The organism is Pseudomonas sp. ATCC 43928, from assembly GCF_005938665.2.
Taxonomy (GTDB): Bacteria; Pseudomonadota; Gammaproteobacteria; order Pseudomonadales; family Pseudomonadaceae; genus Aquipseudomonas.
In genome coordinates this window covers 4,957,977-4,974,233 of record NZ_CP041753.1, presented here as the reverse complement: position 1 = coordinate 4,974,233, position 16,257 = coordinate 4,957,977, and the positions used below count along the sequence as shown (strand labels likewise).

16 protein-coding genes are annotated in these 16,257 nt (G+C 59.2%); all 16 read left to right on the top strand.

Translation table 11 applies throughout. The features are described 5' to 3' along the window. Position 1 precedes the first annotated feature (1 nt). The 16 genes from FFH90_RS22695 (at position 2) to fliI (ending at position 16,256) form a co-directional block, all read left to right on the top strand. Positions 2–928, top strand: coding sequence for a ketoacyl-ACP synthase III (locus tag FFH90_RS22695; protein WP_018925031.1), 927 nt, complete (start codon positions 2–4; stop codon positions 926–928). A gap of 82 nt (positions 929–1,010) precedes the next feature. After that, positions 1,011–2,303, top strand: coding sequence for a motility associated factor glycosyltransferase family protein (locus FFH90_RS22690; protein WP_018925032.1), 1,293 nt, complete (start codon positions 1,011–1,013; stop codon positions 2,301–2,303). Further along, positions 2,300–2,566 carry a hypothetical protein gene (locus FFH90_RS22685; protein WP_018925033.1) on the top strand — a complete coding sequence of 89 codons (267 nt, stop codon included), beginning with the start codon at positions 2,300–2,302 and terminating at the stop codon, positions 2,564–2,566. Before FFH90_RS22690 ends, FFH90_RS22685 begins: the two co-directional genes overlap by 4 nt. Positions 2,567–2,814: 248 nt before the next feature. Further along, a complete protein-coding gene (locus tag FFH90_RS22680; protein ID WP_018925034.1) occupies positions 2,815–3,660 on the top strand; it encodes a flagellin domain-containing protein in 846 nt (281 codons plus the stop codon). Between the two features lie 71 nt (positions 3,661–3,731). Continuing rightward, positions 3,732–4,097, top strand: coding sequence for a flagellar protein FlaG (locus FFH90_RS22675; protein WP_026286326.1), 366 nt, complete (start codon positions 3,732–3,734; stop codon positions 4,095–4,097). Between the two features lie 82 nt (positions 4,098–4,179). After that, positions 4,180–5,616, top strand: a complete 1,437-nt coding sequence (gene fliD / locus FFH90_RS22670; protein WP_018925036.1) for a flagellar filament capping protein FliD — start codon at positions 4,180–4,182, stop codon at positions 5,614–5,616. Positions 5,617–5,742: 126 nt separating this feature from the next. Next, positions 5,743–6,138 (top strand): flagellar export chaperone FliS, encoded by a 396-nt coding sequence (gene fliS, locus FFH90_RS22665; RefSeq protein WP_018925037.1) that lies wholly within the window; start codon positions 5,743–5,745, stop codon positions 6,136–6,138. Positions 6,139–6,148: 10 nt separating this feature from the next. Beyond that, positions 6,149–6,445 carry a flagellar protein FliT gene (locus FFH90_RS22660; RefSeq protein WP_138866121.1) on the top strand — a complete coding sequence of 99 codons (297 nt, stop codon included), beginning with the start codon at positions 6,149–6,151 and terminating at the stop codon, positions 6,443–6,445. A gap of 172 nt (positions 6,446–6,617) precedes the next feature. Further along, positions 6,618–8,093 carry a sigma-54 dependent transcriptional regulator gene (locus FFH90_RS22655; protein WP_026345697.1) on the top strand — a complete coding sequence of 492 codons (1,476 nt, stop codon included), beginning with the start codon at positions 6,618–6,620 and terminating at the stop codon, positions 8,091–8,093. Between the two features lie 109 nt (positions 8,094–8,202). Continuing rightward, positions 8,203–9,426, top strand: a complete 1,224-nt coding sequence (locus FFH90_RS22650; protein WP_138866120.1) for a PAS domain-containing sensor histidine kinase — start codon at positions 8,203–8,205, stop codon at positions 9,424–9,426. A gap of 5 nt (positions 9,427–9,431) precedes the next feature. Next, entirely contained in the window at positions 9,432–10,817 is a 1,386-nt protein-coding gene (gene fleR / locus FFH90_RS22645; RefSeq protein WP_111454398.1) for a sigma-54-dependent response regulator transcription factor FleR, read from the top strand. 129 nt (positions 10,818–10,946) lie between these two features. Beyond that, the gene (fliE, locus tag FFH90_RS22640; RefSeq protein ID WP_018925042.1) at positions 10,947–11,276 is read left to right on the top strand and encodes a flagellar hook-basal body complex protein FliE; all 330 of its coding nucleotides are present in this window, start codon (positions 10,947–10,949) and stop codon (positions 11,274–11,276) included. A 15-nt stretch (positions 11,277–11,291) separates the two neighbouring features. Further along, positions 11,292–13,079, top strand: a complete 1,788-nt coding sequence (gene fliF / locus FFH90_RS22635; protein WP_086945865.1) for a flagellar basal-body MS-ring/collar protein FliF — start codon at positions 11,292–11,294, stop codon at positions 13,077–13,079. Then, complete coding sequence (fliG, locus tag FFH90_RS22630; protein ID WP_003184041.1) at positions 13,072–14,091, top strand: flagellar motor switch protein FliG; 1,020 nt, start codon at positions 13,072–13,074, stop codon at positions 14,089–14,091. Before fliF ends, fliG begins: the two co-directional genes overlap by 8 nt. A gap of 7 nt (positions 14,092–14,098) precedes the next feature. Further along, complete coding sequence (gene fliH / locus FFH90_RS22625) at positions 14,099–14,908, top strand: flagellar assembly protein FliH (protein WP_138866119.1); 810 nt, start codon at positions 14,099–14,101, stop codon at positions 14,906–14,908. Further along, positions 14,898–16,256 carry a flagellar protein export ATPase FliI gene (fliI, locus tag FFH90_RS22620; RefSeq protein ID WP_018925045.1) on the top strand — a complete coding sequence of 453 codons (1,359 nt, stop codon included), beginning with the start codon at positions 14,898–14,900 and terminating at the stop codon, positions 16,254–16,256. Before fliH ends, fliI begins: the two co-directional genes overlap by 11 nt. Position 16,257 lies beyond the last annotated feature (1 nt).

Below are 16,257 nucleotides of genomic sequence, written 5' to 3'. Positions count from 1 at the left end.
AATGATTGGCATAAAGAGCATTGCGAGCTACGTTCCTGTAGCCGGCGTGGACAATTACGCACAAGGTGCAAAATTCGAGAAGGATGAAGAGTTCATCCTGGGCAAGATCGGTTCGGCCTTCCTGCCGCGCAAAGACGCCGGGCAAGAAACTTCGGACCTGTGTGTCGAAGCAGTCAACGCGCTGTTCGCCAACAACCCTGAATTGAAGCGTGAAGCCATCGACGTGCTGATCGTCGTGACCCAGAACGGCGACGAAGAAGGCCTGCCGCACACCGCCGCCATCGTTCAGGACAAGCTGGGCCTGCCGACGACCGTGGCCGCGTTCGATATCTCCCTGGGCTGCTCCGGTTACGTCTACGGCATCTACGCCATCAAGGGCTTTATGGAAGCCGCAGGCCTGAAGAATGGCTTGCTGGTGACCGCCGATCCGTATTCGAAGATCGTCGACCCGGAAGACCGCAACACCACCATGTTGTTCGGCGATGCCGCCACCGCCACCTGGATGGGCGAAGACGCTCCATGGCAGTTGGGCAAGGCCAAGTTCGGCACCGACGGTTCCGGTGCGCCGCACCTGAAGGTCACCGACGGGGTGTTCTTCATGAATGGCCGTCAGGTCTTCAACTTCGCGCTGCTCAAAGTCCCTGCGCATTTGCACGAGCTGCTGGGCGACTCGGGTCTGACGGCCGACGATATCGATGCCTTCTGCATTCACCAGGGCAGTGCGGCGATTGTCGATGCCGTGGCGCGACGCTTCGAAGGCGAGCCCGAGAAGTTCCTCAAGGACATGGTCGAGACCGGTAACACCGTGTCGTCGAGCATTCCATTGCTGCTGGAAAAACACGTGCTCGATTCCAAGTGGAAGCGTGTGGCACTCAGCGGTTTTGGTGTTGGTTTGTCCTGGGGTTCGGCGATCATCTATCGCCCTTGATCTTCTAAAAGCCGGACACAAAAAAAGCGCTCAAGGTGTAACCTTGAGCGCTATTTTTTTGCCCGAATCACAGCGAGGCGCCATGAGCGAGTTTTTTCAACCCAACGCCGAAATCATCCAGCGTCGCTGGCCGGCCGTGGCTGAGCGTCTGCTGTCTGAAGATCCGGGCCCGTTGCAGGCCGATCTGGTGGAAGGGCTCGGCTCGACCCTGAGCATCAACGGCATTCAGCTGACCAGTCGCCATGACCGTACCCGCGAAGCGCAGCTTCAAGCCGCAAGCCTGCCGGTCGACAGTCCGGTGTTGCACGTTTATGGCACAGGGCTGGGTGATCTGCAGCTGGAGCTGCTGCAGCGTTCGGGGCTGATTCAGTTACACGTACATATCCTTAACGGCGCAGTGTTTGCGCTGGTGTTGCAATTACTCGATCAGCAGCCGTGGCTCAGCGATTCGCGGGTCGAGCTGCACTACGCCGGTGATTTGGCTGAGATTTGTTTGCCGTTCTTTGCCCTGCCTTCGGAGCTGGTGCTGGCCGATGACTTCAACGCGAAGATCCGTGACCGCTTGGTCAGCGAAACCCATCTGACGTTCAACAACTGTGAGTTTGATCCGGACAATCCGGAAATCGCCGCGCGCTTGCTGGAAAGTGTCGAACAGATCCGCGTCGATAGCGACGCCGCACAATTGTTCGCCACACACGCTGGCCAGCCGATGTTCGTCATCGCCACCGGGCCGAGCCTGGAACAGCATTTCGTAACCTTGCGATCAATTCGCGGCCAGACCCAGCGACCGCTGTTCGTTTGTGTCGATACCGCTTACCGGCCGCTCATCGAGAACGGTATCAAACCGGATGTCGTCGTCACGATCGACCAGCGTATCTCGCAGCGCCATCTGCCGCCCGAGGACAGCGCAGACATTACGCTGGTCTACATGCCGCTGGTGGCTCCTGCGGTCTTGCAGGCCTGGCAAGGCAAACGCTATGTCGCCTACTCGGCAAGCCCGGTCTTTCGCGATCTGCGCAAGCAGCTCCCACGGGCAGGGTTGTTTGCAGGCGGCAGCGTGATTCATCCGGCGGTGGACCTGGCGGTGAAAATGGGTGCCAGTCAGATCACGCTGTTCGGGGCGGACTTCGCGTTCCCCAACAACAAAACCCATGCCGGTTGGGATGACGGCGACCTTGGCCCGCAATTGGTCGCGGCTCGTCATTGGGTGTTGGATGGGCATGGGCAGCGGGTCAAGACCCAGCTCAATTTCCGTAGTTACCTGTGTGAGCTGGAGCGCTATATCGCTGCGCATCCACACGTCGTCTTCTACAACAGCAGTCGAGCTGGGGCCATGATTGTCGGCACGACATTTCATCCGGAGTTCAGTCGATGAGCGAAGAGCTACTCGTTGATCAGGTCCGGCAATGTTCAGCGTTGTTTCGTCTGGGAAGGGATGTCGAGGCGGCGCTGGTCATGGTCGAGGTAGCGGAGCAGGTGCAGTCGCGGGTCGGCGGAGCAGACAGCCAGATCGCGGCCCGGTGGATGGCATTGCTGACAGGTATGCTGGATAGCCAGGAGCGACAGGACTGGCTGGCGCTCGCGGATTACCTTGAATACGAACTGGTTGATTTACTGATGGCTGTCAATTCCGCGTAATGCCGTGGCAGGTCAACGCAAGCGGGGCGTAAGGAAGGGTTGTGGCAGTTCTCTGGCGTCATTTTTTGGTGGCTGGATCGTCGCTATGGCTTGGTTTTACAGGGGGTGGCAGTGTGATGGCAAAAAATTTCAAAAATCCCCTCAAGCAACCTGCATTCGCGACGATAACTATTACGAAGGTTCTCTAGGCCATACCGGGCGGTTGCCAGGGCCGGAAGCCGTAGTACCCAACCAACGAGGAATTCGTCATGGCTTTAACAGTAAACACCAACACTACATCTCTGGGTGTTCAGAAGAACCTGAACCGTGCTTCCGACGCACTGTCGACTTCGATGACTCGCTTGTCTTCCGGCCTGAAAATCAACAGCGCCAAAGACGACGCCGCCGGCCTGCAGATCGCTACCCGTATGACCTCGCAGATCCGTGGTCAGACCATGGCTATCAAAAACGCCAACGACGGTGTTTCGATCGCTCAGACCGCTGAAGGCGCTCTGCAAGAATCGACCAACATCCTGCAGCGTATGCGTGAAATCGCAGTTCAGTCGCGTAACGACTCCAACGGCACTGCTGACCGTACCGCTCTGGACAAAGAATACCAACAGTCGGTTGCTGAACTGACTCGTATCGCTCAGTCGACTAACCTGAACGGCAAGGCGCTGCTGGACGGTACCGCTGGTGCGATGGAGTTCCAGGTTGGTTCCAACACCACCTCCGACAACCAGATCACTCTGACCCTGGCTTCGAGCTTCGACTCCAGCGCCCTGGGCATGACCGGTACTACCATTTCCGGTACCTCCAACGCAGCCAACCACTCTGCTGTAGCGTCGGCTATCTCGGCTATCGACGCCGCTCTGTCGCGAATCAACAGCACTCGTGCTGACCTGGGTGCTGCACAAAACCGTTTCTCCAGCACCATCTCCAACCTGCAAAACATCAACGAAAACGCCAGTGCTGCACTGAGCCGCGTACAAGATACCGACTTCGCTGCTGAAACTGCACAGCTGACCAAGCAACAAACTCTGCAACAAGCTTCCACCGCAGTTCTGGCTCAGGCCAACCAACTGCCATCCGCTGTACTGAAACTGCTTCAGTAATAGCTGATGAGTTTTAGCGGGGGAGTGCGCTTGTCGCGCTCTCTCGCTTTTTACTTTAAGAGGTGATGGACATGGATATGAGCGTCAAGCTGAACTTGTCTTATCCTGCGGCCCAGCAGGCGACGACTGTTGCCGATAAGCCTGCGGAAAAGCCTCGAGCGGAAACTGCGCCAGTGGTTGCCGTCAAGGAAGAAGGTAAAAAAGACCAGACCGAGCAGGAAAAACTGAAGATGGCCGTTCAGGAAATCGAAAAGTTCGTTCAGTCGGTCAAGCGTAACCTGGAGTTCTCGATTGACGAGCCTTCAGGCAAAGTTGTGGTCAAAGTGATTGCCAGTGACTCCGGTGAGGTGATTCGTCAAATCCCCAACGAAGAAGTCCTTAAGCTGGCGAACAGTTTGAATGATGCAAGCAGTCTGTTGTTCAGCGCAAAAGTCTGACAACTGGCACGAATTTTGTTGCTATGTTCTTTTGGGCGTTGTAGTGGTCAAAAGGCCGGCGACACACTGAAGGGAGTTCCACATGGCAAGTCCAATTCTACCGGGCACGGGCTTAGGCTCCGGTATTAATACCGGTGATATCGTCAAGGCTCTGGTCAACGCCGACAAGGCGGCCAAGCAGAATCAGATCGATCGTCAGACGACCACCAATACTGCGCAGATTTCCGGTATTGGTACTCTCAAAAGTGTCCTGGCGAACTTCCAGGCTGCAATCAAGAAGCTGCAAGATACGCAAGCTCCGCAGTTCCTGGGTTACAACGCCACGTCCGCCGACGCGAAAGTATTGACCGCTGTGGCGAGCAACACGGCTGTCAACGGTTCCTACGTGGTCAAGGTCAATAACCTTGCGACCTCGTCCAAAGTGGCCACCGCGGCCTTTGCCGGCGGTGCCAGCAGCGCCGTTGCGAGCGGCACGCTCAATATCACGCAAAATGGCGTATCCAGTTCTGTCACCATTCCGGCCGGCGCGACGTTGCAGTCGGTTCGCGATGCGATCAACACCCAGCAGGGCGCGAACGGTTTCAGCGCCAACATCGTGACCGACTCGTTTGGCTCACGTCTGGTGATGGGGTCCACGGCGACCGGTGCGGGCTCCGACATCACCCTCAGCGGTATCGCGGGTCTGGAGATCAATGCCGGCCAGCAAATGGGTGCAGCACCGACAGCGACTTCGGCGGGTGCCATCGGCGATTTCGCGGTGGACGCCAGTTTCACCGTGGACGGGCTCGCGCTGACTAGCAAAAGCAACAAGGTTGACTCGGCTATTTCCGGCTTGACCCTGAATTTGGTCGCCGGTGGTACCACGACGGTGACGGTTGGCCCGAACAGTGATGGCCTGAAAAAATCCATCCAAGCTTTCGTTGATGCTTATAACCAGGTTGTGACCAATGTCAATACGCTGACCAAGCCTTCCCTGGATAGCAATGGCAAGCCGACCGTTGCTGCTGCACTGACCGGTGACCCGTTGGCGCGCAGCGTTCTGGCATCGATTCGTACGCCGTTGGTCACAACGGGGGCGGGTGACAAACTCACTGTTCTGTCGCAATTGGGTATCACCACCAATCAGAAAACCGGTGCGCTGGATTTCGATAGCACCAAGTTCTCGACCGCGATGGATACCCAGAAGCTCGGTGGTGAAGTTCAGAAGCTGTTCCTGGGCGATCCGACGGCGACTGGCGATGCCTCCATGGGTCTGTTGACGCGCATGAACGATGCAATCACGCCTTACACGGTCACTGGCAGTGATGGGATCCTGGACACCCGTTCGACCAACCTGGCCAAGGCCAAGACGAATCTGGCCAGCCAGCAGGCAGCCCTGGATCGTCGGGTCGAGACGCTGACGGCGGTGTTGACCAAGAAGTACAACGATATGGATTCCCTTGTCGGCAAGCTGAAGGCAACGGCGAGCAATATTACTTCGATGTTCGATGCGATGAACGCACAGAAGAACGCTTCATAGCGCCTAAACGCCAAAAGCCCGGCAGCGGATTCCGCTTGTCGGGCTTTTTTAGTTTCGGATTAAAGATTTTTGACGCTATGTCGATAGCTTGATTATACGAATCACAGAGTTTTGGATGAGGTAAACATGAACCCGATGTTAGCCCTTCGGCAGTACCAGAAGATTGGCGCGCAAGCCCAGACTTCCGAGGCCAGTCCTCATCGTCTGGTGCAAATGCTCATGGAAGGCGGTCTGGATCGCATCGCTCAGGCCAAAGGTGCCATGGAGCGCAAGGATGTCGCCAATAAGGGTGTTTTTATCGGCAAGGCCATCGGCATTATCGGTGGTTTGCGAGAGGGGCTGGACCTGGAGAAACAGGCGGAGTCCGTCAGTGAGCTGGATAGTCTCTACGCTTACATGATGAAGCGTCTGGCGGAAGCCAACCTCAGGACCGATCCAAAAATCCTCGACGAAGTCGCCGACCTGCTTCGTACGGTCAAAGACGGTTGGGATGCCATTGGCGCACCTGCTCCCCAGTTTTAAGGAGATCACCATGAGTCTTGTATTGCAGCGAATCGAGCATACCCGGGACGCCCTGGTCGATGCATTGGCCGAGCGTAACTGGGAAGCCATCGGTGAATTGGACCTGGCTTGCCGTTCCTGCATGGAAGACGTCTTGAGTGAAGCTACGGTGGACGAGACCGCGTTGCGCGAAAACCTGGAGGAGTTGCTGGGGGTGTATAAACAGCTCCTGGAAGCGGCGACGGGGGAGCGACAAGCGATAGTCGACGAGATGTCGCAGATCCACCAAGCACAGAACGCGGCAAAGGTTTACCATCTGTTTGGTTAATTAACCCTCAGTTAATCCAAACATAGTGCGCCATAAATTTGACTGTGCACGGTTTTTTGACTTAACTAGTGGCTGGTTCCAGATTTCAGGCGTCTACAGGCACAACGTGTCTGCAAGCGTCTAGCTTGCCCCTCATTTTGGGCATTGAGTTGACTAGGGAAGTTGCTATTGCATGTGGCGTGAAACCAAAATTCTGCTGATTGATGACGATAGCGTCCGCCGCCGCGATTTGGCGGTGATTTTAAATTTTCTCGGCGAAGAAAATTTACCCTGTGGCAGCCATGACTGGCAGCAGGCGGTCGGCTCTCTGTCATCAAGTCGTGAAGTAATCTGTGTCCTCATCGGGACGGTAAATGCTCCTGGTGCACTTTTGGGCCTGTTAAAGACACTCTCAACCTGGGATGAGTTCCTTCCAGTTTTGTTAATGGGCGATAATTCTTCCATTGACTTGCCGGAAGACCAGCGTCGCCGAGTGCTTTCGACGCTCGAAATGCCGCCCAGCTACAGCAAACTGCTCGATTCGCTGCACCGTGCCCAGGTCTATCGCGAGATGTATGACCAGGCCCGTGAGCGCGGTCGTCACCGTGAACCGAATCTTTTCCGCAGCCTTGTCGGCACCAGCCGGGCGATTCAACACGTCCGTCAGATGATGCAGCAAGTCGCCGACACCGACGCCAGCGTGCTGATCCTCGGTGAGTCCGGCACTGGCAAGGAAGTGGTCGCGCGCAATCTGCACTACCACTCCAAGCGTCGTGAAGCGCCGTTCGTTCCGGTCAACTGCGGGGCGATTCCGGCCGAGTTGCTGGAAAGCGAATTGTTCGGTCACGAGAAGGGTGCCTTCACCGGGGCGATCACCAGCCGTGCCGGGCGTTTCGAGCTGGCCAACGGCGGTACGCTGTTCCTCGACGAAATTGGCGACATGCCGTTGCCGATGCAGGTCAAGCTGTTGCGCGTCTTGCAGGAGCGCACGTTCGAGCGCGTGGGCAGCAACAAGACCCAAAGCGTCGATGTGCGGATCATCGCGGCAACCCACAAGAATCTCGAAAGCATGATCGAGATCGGCACGTTCCGCGAAGACCTCTACTATCGCCTGAACGTGTTCCCGATCGAGATGGCGCCGTTGCGTGAGCGCGTCGAAGACATCCCGTTGCTGATGAACGAGTTGATCTCGCGCATGGAGCACGAGAAGCGCGGGTCGATCCGGTTCAACTCGGCGGCGATCATGTCGCTGTGCCGTCACGGCTGGCCGGGCAACGTTCGCGAGCTGGCCAACCTGGTGGAGCGCATGGCGATCATGCACCCGTACGGGGTGATCGGCGTGGTCGAGTTGCCGAAGAAATTCCGCTACGTCGATGACGAAGACGAGCAGTTGGTCGACAGCCTGCGCAGTGATCTCGAAGAGCGGGTGGCCATCAACGGTCATACCCCGGACTTCACCGCCAATGCGCTGCTGCCGCCGGAAGGCCTGGACCTGAAAGACTACCTCGGCGGTCTGGAGCAAGGGTTGATTCAGCAGGCGCTGGATGACGCCAACGGCATTGTGGCGCGGGCGGCCGAACGGCTGCGTATTCGTCGCACGACCCTGGTGGAGAAGATGCGCAAGTACGGCATGAGTCGTCGAGATGGTGATGAACAGGCGGATGATTGACGCCTGTTTTTCAACCCCTTCATTTATAGGCAGTTTTTTTTAGGCACGGGTATTGCTACGTCCCTCGCAACGTTCCGTTTAACTGACGGTCACCACGCGAGAGAGCACAATGCCCCAAGCCGCCCAGATGTCTCCTGTCCTTGATGTTTCGGGGCAACCGTCGTCCGTAGAGCAGGCAAGCCGGCTTGGCCTTGAGCAGGCGTTTGCGCTGTTCAACCAGATGTCGAGCCAATTGACCGATTCCTACAGCATGCTCGAAGCCCGGGTCACCGAGCTCAAGGGTGAGCTGGCGGTGGTCAGCGCCCAGCGCATGCAGGAGCTGGCGGAAAAAGAGCGTCTGGCCAACCGGCTGCAAAACCTCCTCGATCTATTGCCCGGCGGCGTCATTGTCATCGACGCCCAAGGCATCGTGCGTGAAGCCAATCCCGCCGCGTGTGAGTTGCTCGGCTTGCCGCTCGAAGGCGAGCTGTGGCGCCAGGTCATTGCGCGATGCTTTGCGCCGCGCGAAGACGACGGTCACGAAATCTCCCTCAAGGACGGTCGGCGCCTGTCGATCGCTACCCGCTCGCTGGATGCCGAACCCGGTCAGTTGGTGTTGCTCAACGACCTGACTGAAACCCGTCATCTGCAAGATCAACTAGCCCGCCATGAGCGCCTGTCGTCGCTCGGTCGCATGGTCGCCTCGTTGGCCCATCAGATTCGTACGCCGTTGTCCGCCGCGTTGCTCTATGCCAGTCATTTGACTGAGCAGGAGCTACCGGTCGCCACGCAGCAGCGTTTTGCCGGCCGCCTGAAAGAGCGACTGCATGAGCTGGAACACCAGGTGCGCGACATGCTGGTGTTCGCTCGCGGTGAGCTGCCGTTGACCGATCGTGTTACTCCAAAAATGCTGATGCAGTCGCTGCAAGCGGCGGCGCTGACTCTTGTTCAGGATCTGCCGGTGCGCTGGCAATGCGACAGTCATGCCGGTGAGTTGCTGTGCAATCGCGATACGCTGGTCGGAGCGATCCTCAATCTGATCGAAAACGCCATTCAGGCCAGCGCCGGCGACGTCCGTTTGAAAGTTCATCTGTATACCCGCGACAACAACCTGCGCGTATCGGTCAGCGACAGCGGCAGTGGTATCGACACGAAGGTATTGGCACGTTTGGGCGAGCCGTTTTTCACCACCAAAACCACCGGCACCGGTCTGGGGCTGACCGTGGTCAAGGCAGTGGCCCGTGCTCATCAGGGAGAATTGCAGTTGCGTTCGCGGCCGGGTCGCGGCACTTGCGCGCAGGTGATCCTGCCGCTTTTCGCGGGTGAGCAGTCCAGCGCTCAGGGAGTGAAGTGAAGGATATGACCATCAAGGTTTTACTGGTCGAGGACGATCGCGCGCTACGGGAAGCACTGGCCGATACGCTGGTGCTTGCCGGACACGATTACAAGGCGGTCGGTTCGGCGGAAGAGGCGCTGGCTGCGGTTGGCGCCGAGGCATTTAGCCTGGTGGTCAGTGACGTCAACATGCCGGGCATGGACGGTCATCAGCTGCTTGGATTGCTGCGGGCTCGTCAGCCGCAACTGCCGGTGTTGTTGATGACCGCTCACGGTGCGGTCGAACGTGCGGTCGACGCCATGCGTCAGGGGGCGGCGGATTACCTGGTCAAGCCGTTCGAGCCCAAAGCCTTGCTCGACCTGGTGGCGCGTCACGCCTTGGGCAATCTCGGCGCGAGCGAGAGCGAGGGGCCTGTAGCGTTCGAGCCGGCCAGTGCGCAATTGCTGGAATTGGCCGCGCGCGTGGCGCGCAGTGATTCCACGGTGTTGATCTCCGGTGAGTCCGGGACCGGCAAGGAAGTGCTGGCGCGTTACATCCATCAGCACTCCCATCGCGCCAGTCAGCCATTCATTGCGATCAACTGCGCAGCGATCCCGGACAACATGCTTGAAGCCACTTTGTTCGGTCACGAAAAAGGTTCGTTCACCGGCGCCATCGCGGCGCAGGCCGGCAAGTTCGAGCAGGCCGATGGCGGGACGATCCTGCTCGATGAAATTTCTGAAATGCCCCTCGGCCTGCAGGCCAAGTTACTGCGCGTATTGCAGGAGCGCGAAGTCGAACGAGTCGGCGCACGCAAGCCGATCACGCTGGATATTCGAGTGGTCGCTACCACTAACCGTGACCTGGCCGGTGAAGTGGCGGCGGGGCGTTTCCGCGAAGATCTTTACTATCGCCTGTCGGTGTTCCCGTTGGCCTGGCGTCCGTTGCGTGAGCGCACCGCCGACATCCTGCCGCTGGCCGAGCGCCTGCTGGCCAAACACGTCAATAAAATGAAGCATGCCGCGGCAAAGCTTTCGCCCGAGGCGCAGGCCTGCCTGATCGGCTATCCGTGGCCGGGCAACGTGCGTGAACTGGATAACGCGATCCAGCGGGCCTTGATTCTGCAGCAGGGCGGTTTGATCCAGCCGCAGGATTTTTGTCTGGCCGGGCCCGTGGCGTGTGCGCCATTGCCAGCATTGGCGCCGGCGCCTGCACGAGCAGTGGAAGTCGAAGCCGAATCGGCGGGCGCCCTCGGCGATGACCTGCGGCGCCGTGAGTTCCAAATGATCATCGACACCTTGCGCGCCGAGCGCGGCCGCCGCAAAGAAGCCGCCGAGCGACTGGGCATCAGCCCGCGCACCTTGCGCTACAAGCTGGCGCAGATGCGCGATGCCGGAATGGATGTGGAAGCGTATTTGTTCGCCACGTAACGGTCGGCAAACAAAAGCACAGGAGAGCTTTTGTTTAGAGCGGCCACGGAGCTGGCACCCTTGTTGCTAACACCTCACTACTCGCCGAGTGAGTGTCAAAAAATTGCGAGTAGCCAAAGAGAGCAGACCATGAGCCAAGGTATTGAATTCAACCGGTTGATGCTGGATATGCGCGCCATGCAAATGGATGCCATGTCTGCGCCGAAATCGACTGCCGCAGTCCCTGAAGTGGGTGGCAGCAGCTTTGCCGACATGCTCGGTCAGGCCGTCAATAAAGTGAACGACACCCAGCAGGCGTCCAATCAGTTGGCCAGTGCCTTCGAGATCGGTAAAAGCGGCGTCGACCTGACGGACGTGATGATTTCCTCACAGAAGGCCAGCGTGTCTTTTCAGGCACTGACCCAAGTGCGTAACAAGCTGGTTCAGGCTTACCAAGACATCATGCAGATGCCGGTTTAAGGACGAGATTGAGTCATGGCAGAAGCAATCGCCGATAATGTTCCGGCCAAGGCCACTCCAATAGACGGCAAACCGCCGCTGTTCGGGTTGTCTTTCCTGGAAAACCTCTCCGAGATGACCATGTTGCGTCAGGTGGGCCTGTTGGTCGGCCTGGCTGCGAGCGTGGCGATTGGTTTTGCCGTGGTGTTGTGGTCCCAGCAGCCGGACTACCGGCCTCTATACGGCAGCCTCGCCGGCATGGACGCCAAACAGGTCATGGAAACCCTGGCCGCCGCCGACATTCCCTATACCGTCGAACCGAATTCCGGTGCCTTGCTGGTCAAGGCCGATGACCTGTCCCGTGCGCGGCTCAAGCTCGCGGCCGCTGGTGTCACTCCCAGCGACGGCAATATCGGTTTCGAGATTCTCGACAAGGAGCAGGGGCTGGGTACCAGTCAGTTCATGGAGGCGACCCGCTATCGTCGCGGCCTCGAAGGCGAACTGGCCCGGACCATCTCCAGCCTGAACAACGTCAAGGGTGCCCGCGTGCACCTGGCGATTCCGAAAAGTTCGGTGTTCGTGCGTGACGAGCGCAAGCCAAGCGCTTCGGTTCTGGTTGAACTGTATTCCGGTCGCTCGCTGGAGCCGGGCCAGGTCGTCGCCATCATCAATCTGGTGGCGACCAGCGTTCCCGAACTGAGCAAATCGCAGATCACCGTTGTCGACCAGAAGGGCAACCTGCTGTCGGATCAGGCGGAAAACTCCGAGCTGACCATGGCCGGCAAGCAGTTCGATTACAGCCGTCGCATGGAAAGCATGCTGACTCAGCGCGTGCATAACATCCTGCAACCGGTGCTGGGCAACGACCGCTATAAAGCCGAAGTCTCGGCCGATGTGGATTTCAGCGCCGTCGAATCGACTTCCGAGCAGTTCAACCCGGATCAACCGGCGTTGCGCAGCGAGCAGTCGGTCAACGAACAACGTACCGCCAGCAATGGCCCGCAAGGTGTGCCGGGTGCCTTGAGCAACCAGCCGCCGTCGCCTGCCTCGGCGCCGCAAACCACTGGTGGCGCCACTGCGTCGGCCGGCATGGTGCAGCCAGGCCAGCCACTGCTTGATGCCAACGGTCAGCAGATCATGGACCCGGCCACTGGTCAGCCGATGCTGGCGCCGTACCCGGCCGACAAGCGTCAACAATCCACCAAGAACTTCGAGCTCGACCGTTCCATCAGCCACACCAAACAACAGCAGGGCCGTTTGAATCGCCTGTCGGTGTCGGTGGTGGTGGACGATCAGGTCAAGGTCAACGCAGCCAATGGCGAAACCACCCGTGCGCCGTGGAGCGCCGATGAATTGGCGCGCTTCACTCGCCTGGTGCAGGACGCGGTCGGTTTCGACGCCAGCCGTGGCGACAGCGTCAGCGTGATCAACATGCCGTTCTCTGCTGAGCGCGGTGAAGTGATCGCCGAGATTCCGTTCTACTCCCAGCCGTGGTTCTGGGACATCGTCAAGCAAGTGCTGGGGGTGTTGTTCATCCTGGTGCTGGTGTTCGGTGTGTTGCGTCCGGTGCTCAAGAACATCACCGGCGGGGGTAAAGACAAGCAACTCGCGGCCTTTGGCAGCGACGTGGAACTCGGTGGCATGGGCGGCCTGGACGGCGAACTGGCCAACGACCGCGTCAGCCTCGGTGGCCCGACCAGCATCCTGCTGCCGAGCCCGAGCGAAGGCTATGACGCACAGTTGAACGCAATCAAGAGTCTGGTGGCAGAAGATCCGGGTCGCGTGGCCCAGGTCGTGAAAGAGTGGATTAACGCAGATGAGTGATAACCGAGCCGCTGTCGCCAAACTGTCCCGGGTTGATAAAGCCGCGATTCTGCTGCTGTCCCTGGGTTCTACGGATGCCGCACAAGTGCTGCGCCACATGGGGCCCAAAGAGGTCCAGCGTGTGGGCGTGGCCATGGCCCAGATGGGTAACGTGCACCGCGAGCAGGTCGAACAGGTCATGAGCGAGTTCGTCGACATCGTCGGCGACCAGACCAGCCTGGGCGTCGGCTCCGACGACTACGTGCGCAAAATGCTCACCCAGGCCCTGGGCGAAGACAAGGCCAACGGCCTGATCGACCGGATCCTGCTGGGCGGCAACACCAGTGGCCTCGACAGCCTGAAGTGGATGGAACCGCGCGCCGTCGCCGACGTGATCCGCTACGAGCACCCGCAGATCCAGGCGATCGTAGTGGCGTACCTTGATCCGGACCAGGCCGGTGAAGTGCTGGGCAACTTCGACCATAAGGTGCGGCTGGACATCATCCTGCGGGTGTCTTCGCTGAACACCGTGCAGCCGGCGGCCCTGAAAGAGCTCAACCAGATTCTCGAGAAGCAGTTCTCCGGCAACTCGAATGCCTCGCGCACCACCCTGGGTGGCATCAAGCGCGCGGCAGACATCATGAACTTCCTCGACAGCTCGATCGAAGGTCAGTTGATGGACTCGATCCGCGAAGTCGACGAAGACCTGTCCGGTCAGATCGAAGACCTCATGTTCGTGTTCAACAACCTGTCCGATGTCGACGACCGCGGTATTCAGGCGCTGTTGCGCGAGGTGTCCTCGGACGTCCTGGTGCTGGCCCTCAAAGGCTCGGACGAAGGCGTCAAGGAAAAGATCTTCAAGAACATGTCCAAACGAGCGGCCGAACTGTTGCGCGACGACCTCGAGGCCAAAGGCCCGGTGCGTGTCAGCGACGTGGAAACGGCGCAGAAAGAAATCCTCACCATTGCCCGCCGTATGGCCGAAGCCGGAGAAATCGTTCTCGGCGGGAAGGGCGGCGAAGAGATGATCTAAGGTCACTATGTCGTCCAAACATGATGAGTCCCAGACCGACCTGATCCGTGGCAAGAACGTCGCAGGTTTCGATGTCTGGGCGCTGCCCAGCTTCGACCCGTTTGTGCCAGAACCTGAGCCGGAACCGGAACCCGAACCGCCGGAAATGGAAGAAGTGCCGCTGGAAGAAGTCCAGCCACTGACCCTCGAAGAGCTCGAAAGCATTCGCCAGGAGGCCTACAACGAAGGCTTCGCGGTTGGCGAGAAAGAAGGTTTCCATAGCACCACGCTCAAGGTCCGTCAGGAAGCCGAAGTGGCCCTGACGGCCAAGATCGCTGGCCTGGAACAGTTGATGGCCAACCTGTTCGAGCCCATTGCCGAGCAGGACACCCAGATCGAAAAGTCGCTGGTCGACCTTGTACAGCACATCACCAAACAGGTTATTCAGCGCGAGCTGGCCATCGACTCGACGCAGATCGAACACGTCATGCGTGAAGCGCTCAAGCTCTTGCCACTGGGCGTGGGCAATGTGCGGTTGTACGTCAACCCGCAGGATTTCGAACAGGTCAAAGCCCTGCGCGAGCGCCATGAAGAAACCTGGCGCATCGTCGAGGACGAGTCCTTGTTGCCGGGCGGTTGCCGGGTCGAGACCGAACACAGCCGTATCGATGCGACCATCGAAACCCGTGTGACCCAGGTCATGGCCAAGCTGTTCGACCAATTGCACGATCAGGCGTTGCACCCGGCCGCGCCGGACCTCAGCCTGGAATTGCCGATCGACAAGAAGCCTGCCGTCACCCCGGTCGAACCGGAACTGGACCATCCCGATGCGCCTTGATCGCACCAGCTTCGCCAAGCGCCTCGGCAGCTACGCCGAGGCCACGGAGCTGGCTGGCGCGCCGATCCTCGAAGGTCGCCTGTTGCGTATGGTCGGCCTGACCCTCGAAGCCGAAGGCTTGCGCGCCGCCATGGGCAGCCGCTGCATGGTCATCAACGATGACAGCTATCACCCGGTGCAGGTCGAAGCCGAAGTCATGGGCTTCTCCGGCAGCAAAGTGTTTCTGATGCCGGTCGGCAGCGTCGCCGGCATTGCGCCAGGCGCACGCGTGGTTCCCCTGGCGGACAACGGTCGCTTGCCGATGGGCATGAGCATGCTCGGGCGGGTACTCGATGGCGCCGGTCGTGCGCTGGATGGCAAGGGCGGGATGAAGGCTGAAGACTGGGTGCCAATGGACGGCCCGACCATCAACCCGCTCAAGCGTGACCCGATCAGTCAACCGCTGGACGTGGGCATTCGCTGCATCAACGGTTTGTTGACGGTCGGTCGCGGTCAGCGCCTCGGGCTGTTCGCCGGTACCGGCGTCGGCAAGAGTGTGCTGTTGGGCATGATGACCCGTTTCACCGAGGCCGACATTATCGTGGTCGGGCTGATCGGTGAGCGGGGTCGAGAAGTTAAAGAGTTCATCGAGCACATCCTCGGTGAAGAAGGGCTCAAGCGTTCGGTGGTGGTGGCTTCGCCGGCGGACGATGCGCCGCTGATGCGTTTGCGCGCGGCCATGTACTGCACGCGGATCGCCGAGTATTTCCGCGACAAGGGCAAGAATGTCCTGTTGCTGATGGATTCCCTGACCCGTTTCGCTCAGGCCCAGCGGGAAATCGCCCTGGCCATCGGCGAACCGCCGGCGACCAAGGGCTATCCGCCGTCGGTGTTTGCCAAGTTGCCGAAACTGGTGGAGCGGGCCGGTAACGCCGAAAAGGGCGGTGGCTCGATCACCGCGTTCTACACGGTATTGTCTGAAGGCGATGACCAACAGGACCCGATCGCCGACTCGGCGCGGGGTGTGCTCGACGGGCACATCGTGCTGTCCCGGCGTCTGGCCGAGGAAGGGCATTACCCGGCCATCGACATCGAAGCGTCCATCAGTCGGGTCATGCCGTCGGTGGTCGGTATCAAACACCTGAACCACGCGCAGATGTTCAAGCAATACTGGTCGCGCTATCAACAGAGCCGCGACCTGATCAGTGTCGGCGCCTACGTGCCCGGCGGTGACCGGGAAACCGACACAGCGATCAATCTGCAACCGGCCATGTCCCTGTACCTGCGCCAGGGCTTGAACGACAACATCAGCATGGGCGCCAGCGAAAACCATCTTGCTTCGGTCTTCGCGCCAGCGCCAGGCGGTTAAC

Excerpts from the sequence above, each read along its gene's own strand:
- FFH90_RS22695 (WP_018925031.1), top strand. The coding sequence starts at position 2 with ATGATTGGCATAAAGAGCATTGCGAGCTACGTTCCTGTAGCCGGCGTG.
- FFH90_RS22690 (WP_018925032.1), top strand. The coding sequence starts at position 1,011 with ATGAGCGAGTTTTTTCAACCCAACGCCGAAATCATCCAGCGTCGCTGG.
- FFH90_RS22685 (WP_018925033.1), top strand. The coding sequence starts at position 2,300 with ATGAGCGAAGAGCTACTCGTTGATCAGGTCCGGCAATGTTCAGCGTTG.
- FFH90_RS22680 (WP_018925034.1), top strand. The coding sequence starts at position 2,815 with ATGGCTTTAACAGTAAACACCAACACTACATCTCTGGGTGTTCAGAAG.
- FFH90_RS22675 (WP_026286326.1), top strand. The coding sequence starts at position 3,732 with ATGGATATGAGCGTCAAGCTGAACTTGTCTTATCCTGCGGCCCAGCAG.
- fliD (WP_018925036.1), top strand. The coding sequence starts at position 4,180 with ATGGCAAGTCCAATTCTACCGGGCACGGGCTTAGGCTCCGGTATTAAT.
- fliS (WP_018925037.1), top strand. The coding sequence starts at position 5,743 with ATGAACCCGATGTTAGCCCTTCGGCAGTACCAGAAGATTGGCGCGCAA.
- FFH90_RS22660 (WP_138866121.1), top strand. The coding sequence starts at position 6,149 with ATGAGTCTTGTATTGCAGCGAATCGAGCATACCCGGGACGCCCTGGTC.
- FFH90_RS22655 (WP_026345697.1), top strand. The coding sequence starts at position 6,618 with ATGTGGCGTGAAACCAAAATTCTGCTGATTGATGACGATAGCGTCCGC.
- FFH90_RS22650 (WP_138866120.1), top strand. The coding sequence starts at position 8,203 with ATGCCCCAAGCCGCCCAGATGTCTCCTGTCCTTGATGTTTCGGGGCAA.
- fleR (WP_111454398.1), top strand. The coding sequence starts at position 9,432 with ATGACCATCAAGGTTTTACTGGTCGAGGACGATCGCGCGCTACGGGAA.
- fliE (WP_018925042.1), top strand. The coding sequence starts at position 10,947 with ATGAGCCAAGGTATTGAATTCAACCGGTTGATGCTGGATATGCGCGCC.
- fliF (WP_086945865.1), top strand. The coding sequence starts at position 11,292 with ATGGCAGAAGCAATCGCCGATAATGTTCCGGCCAAGGCCACTCCAATA.
- fliG (WP_003184041.1), top strand. The coding sequence starts at position 13,072 with ATGAGTGATAACCGAGCCGCTGTCGCCAAACTGTCCCGGGTTGATAAA.
- fliH (WP_138866119.1), top strand. The coding sequence starts at position 14,099 with ATGTCGTCCAAACATGATGAGTCCCAGACCGACCTGATCCGTGGCAAG.
- fliI (WP_018925045.1), top strand. The coding sequence starts at position 14,898 with ATGCGCCTTGATCGCACCAGCTTCGCCAAGCGCCTCGGCAGCTACGCC.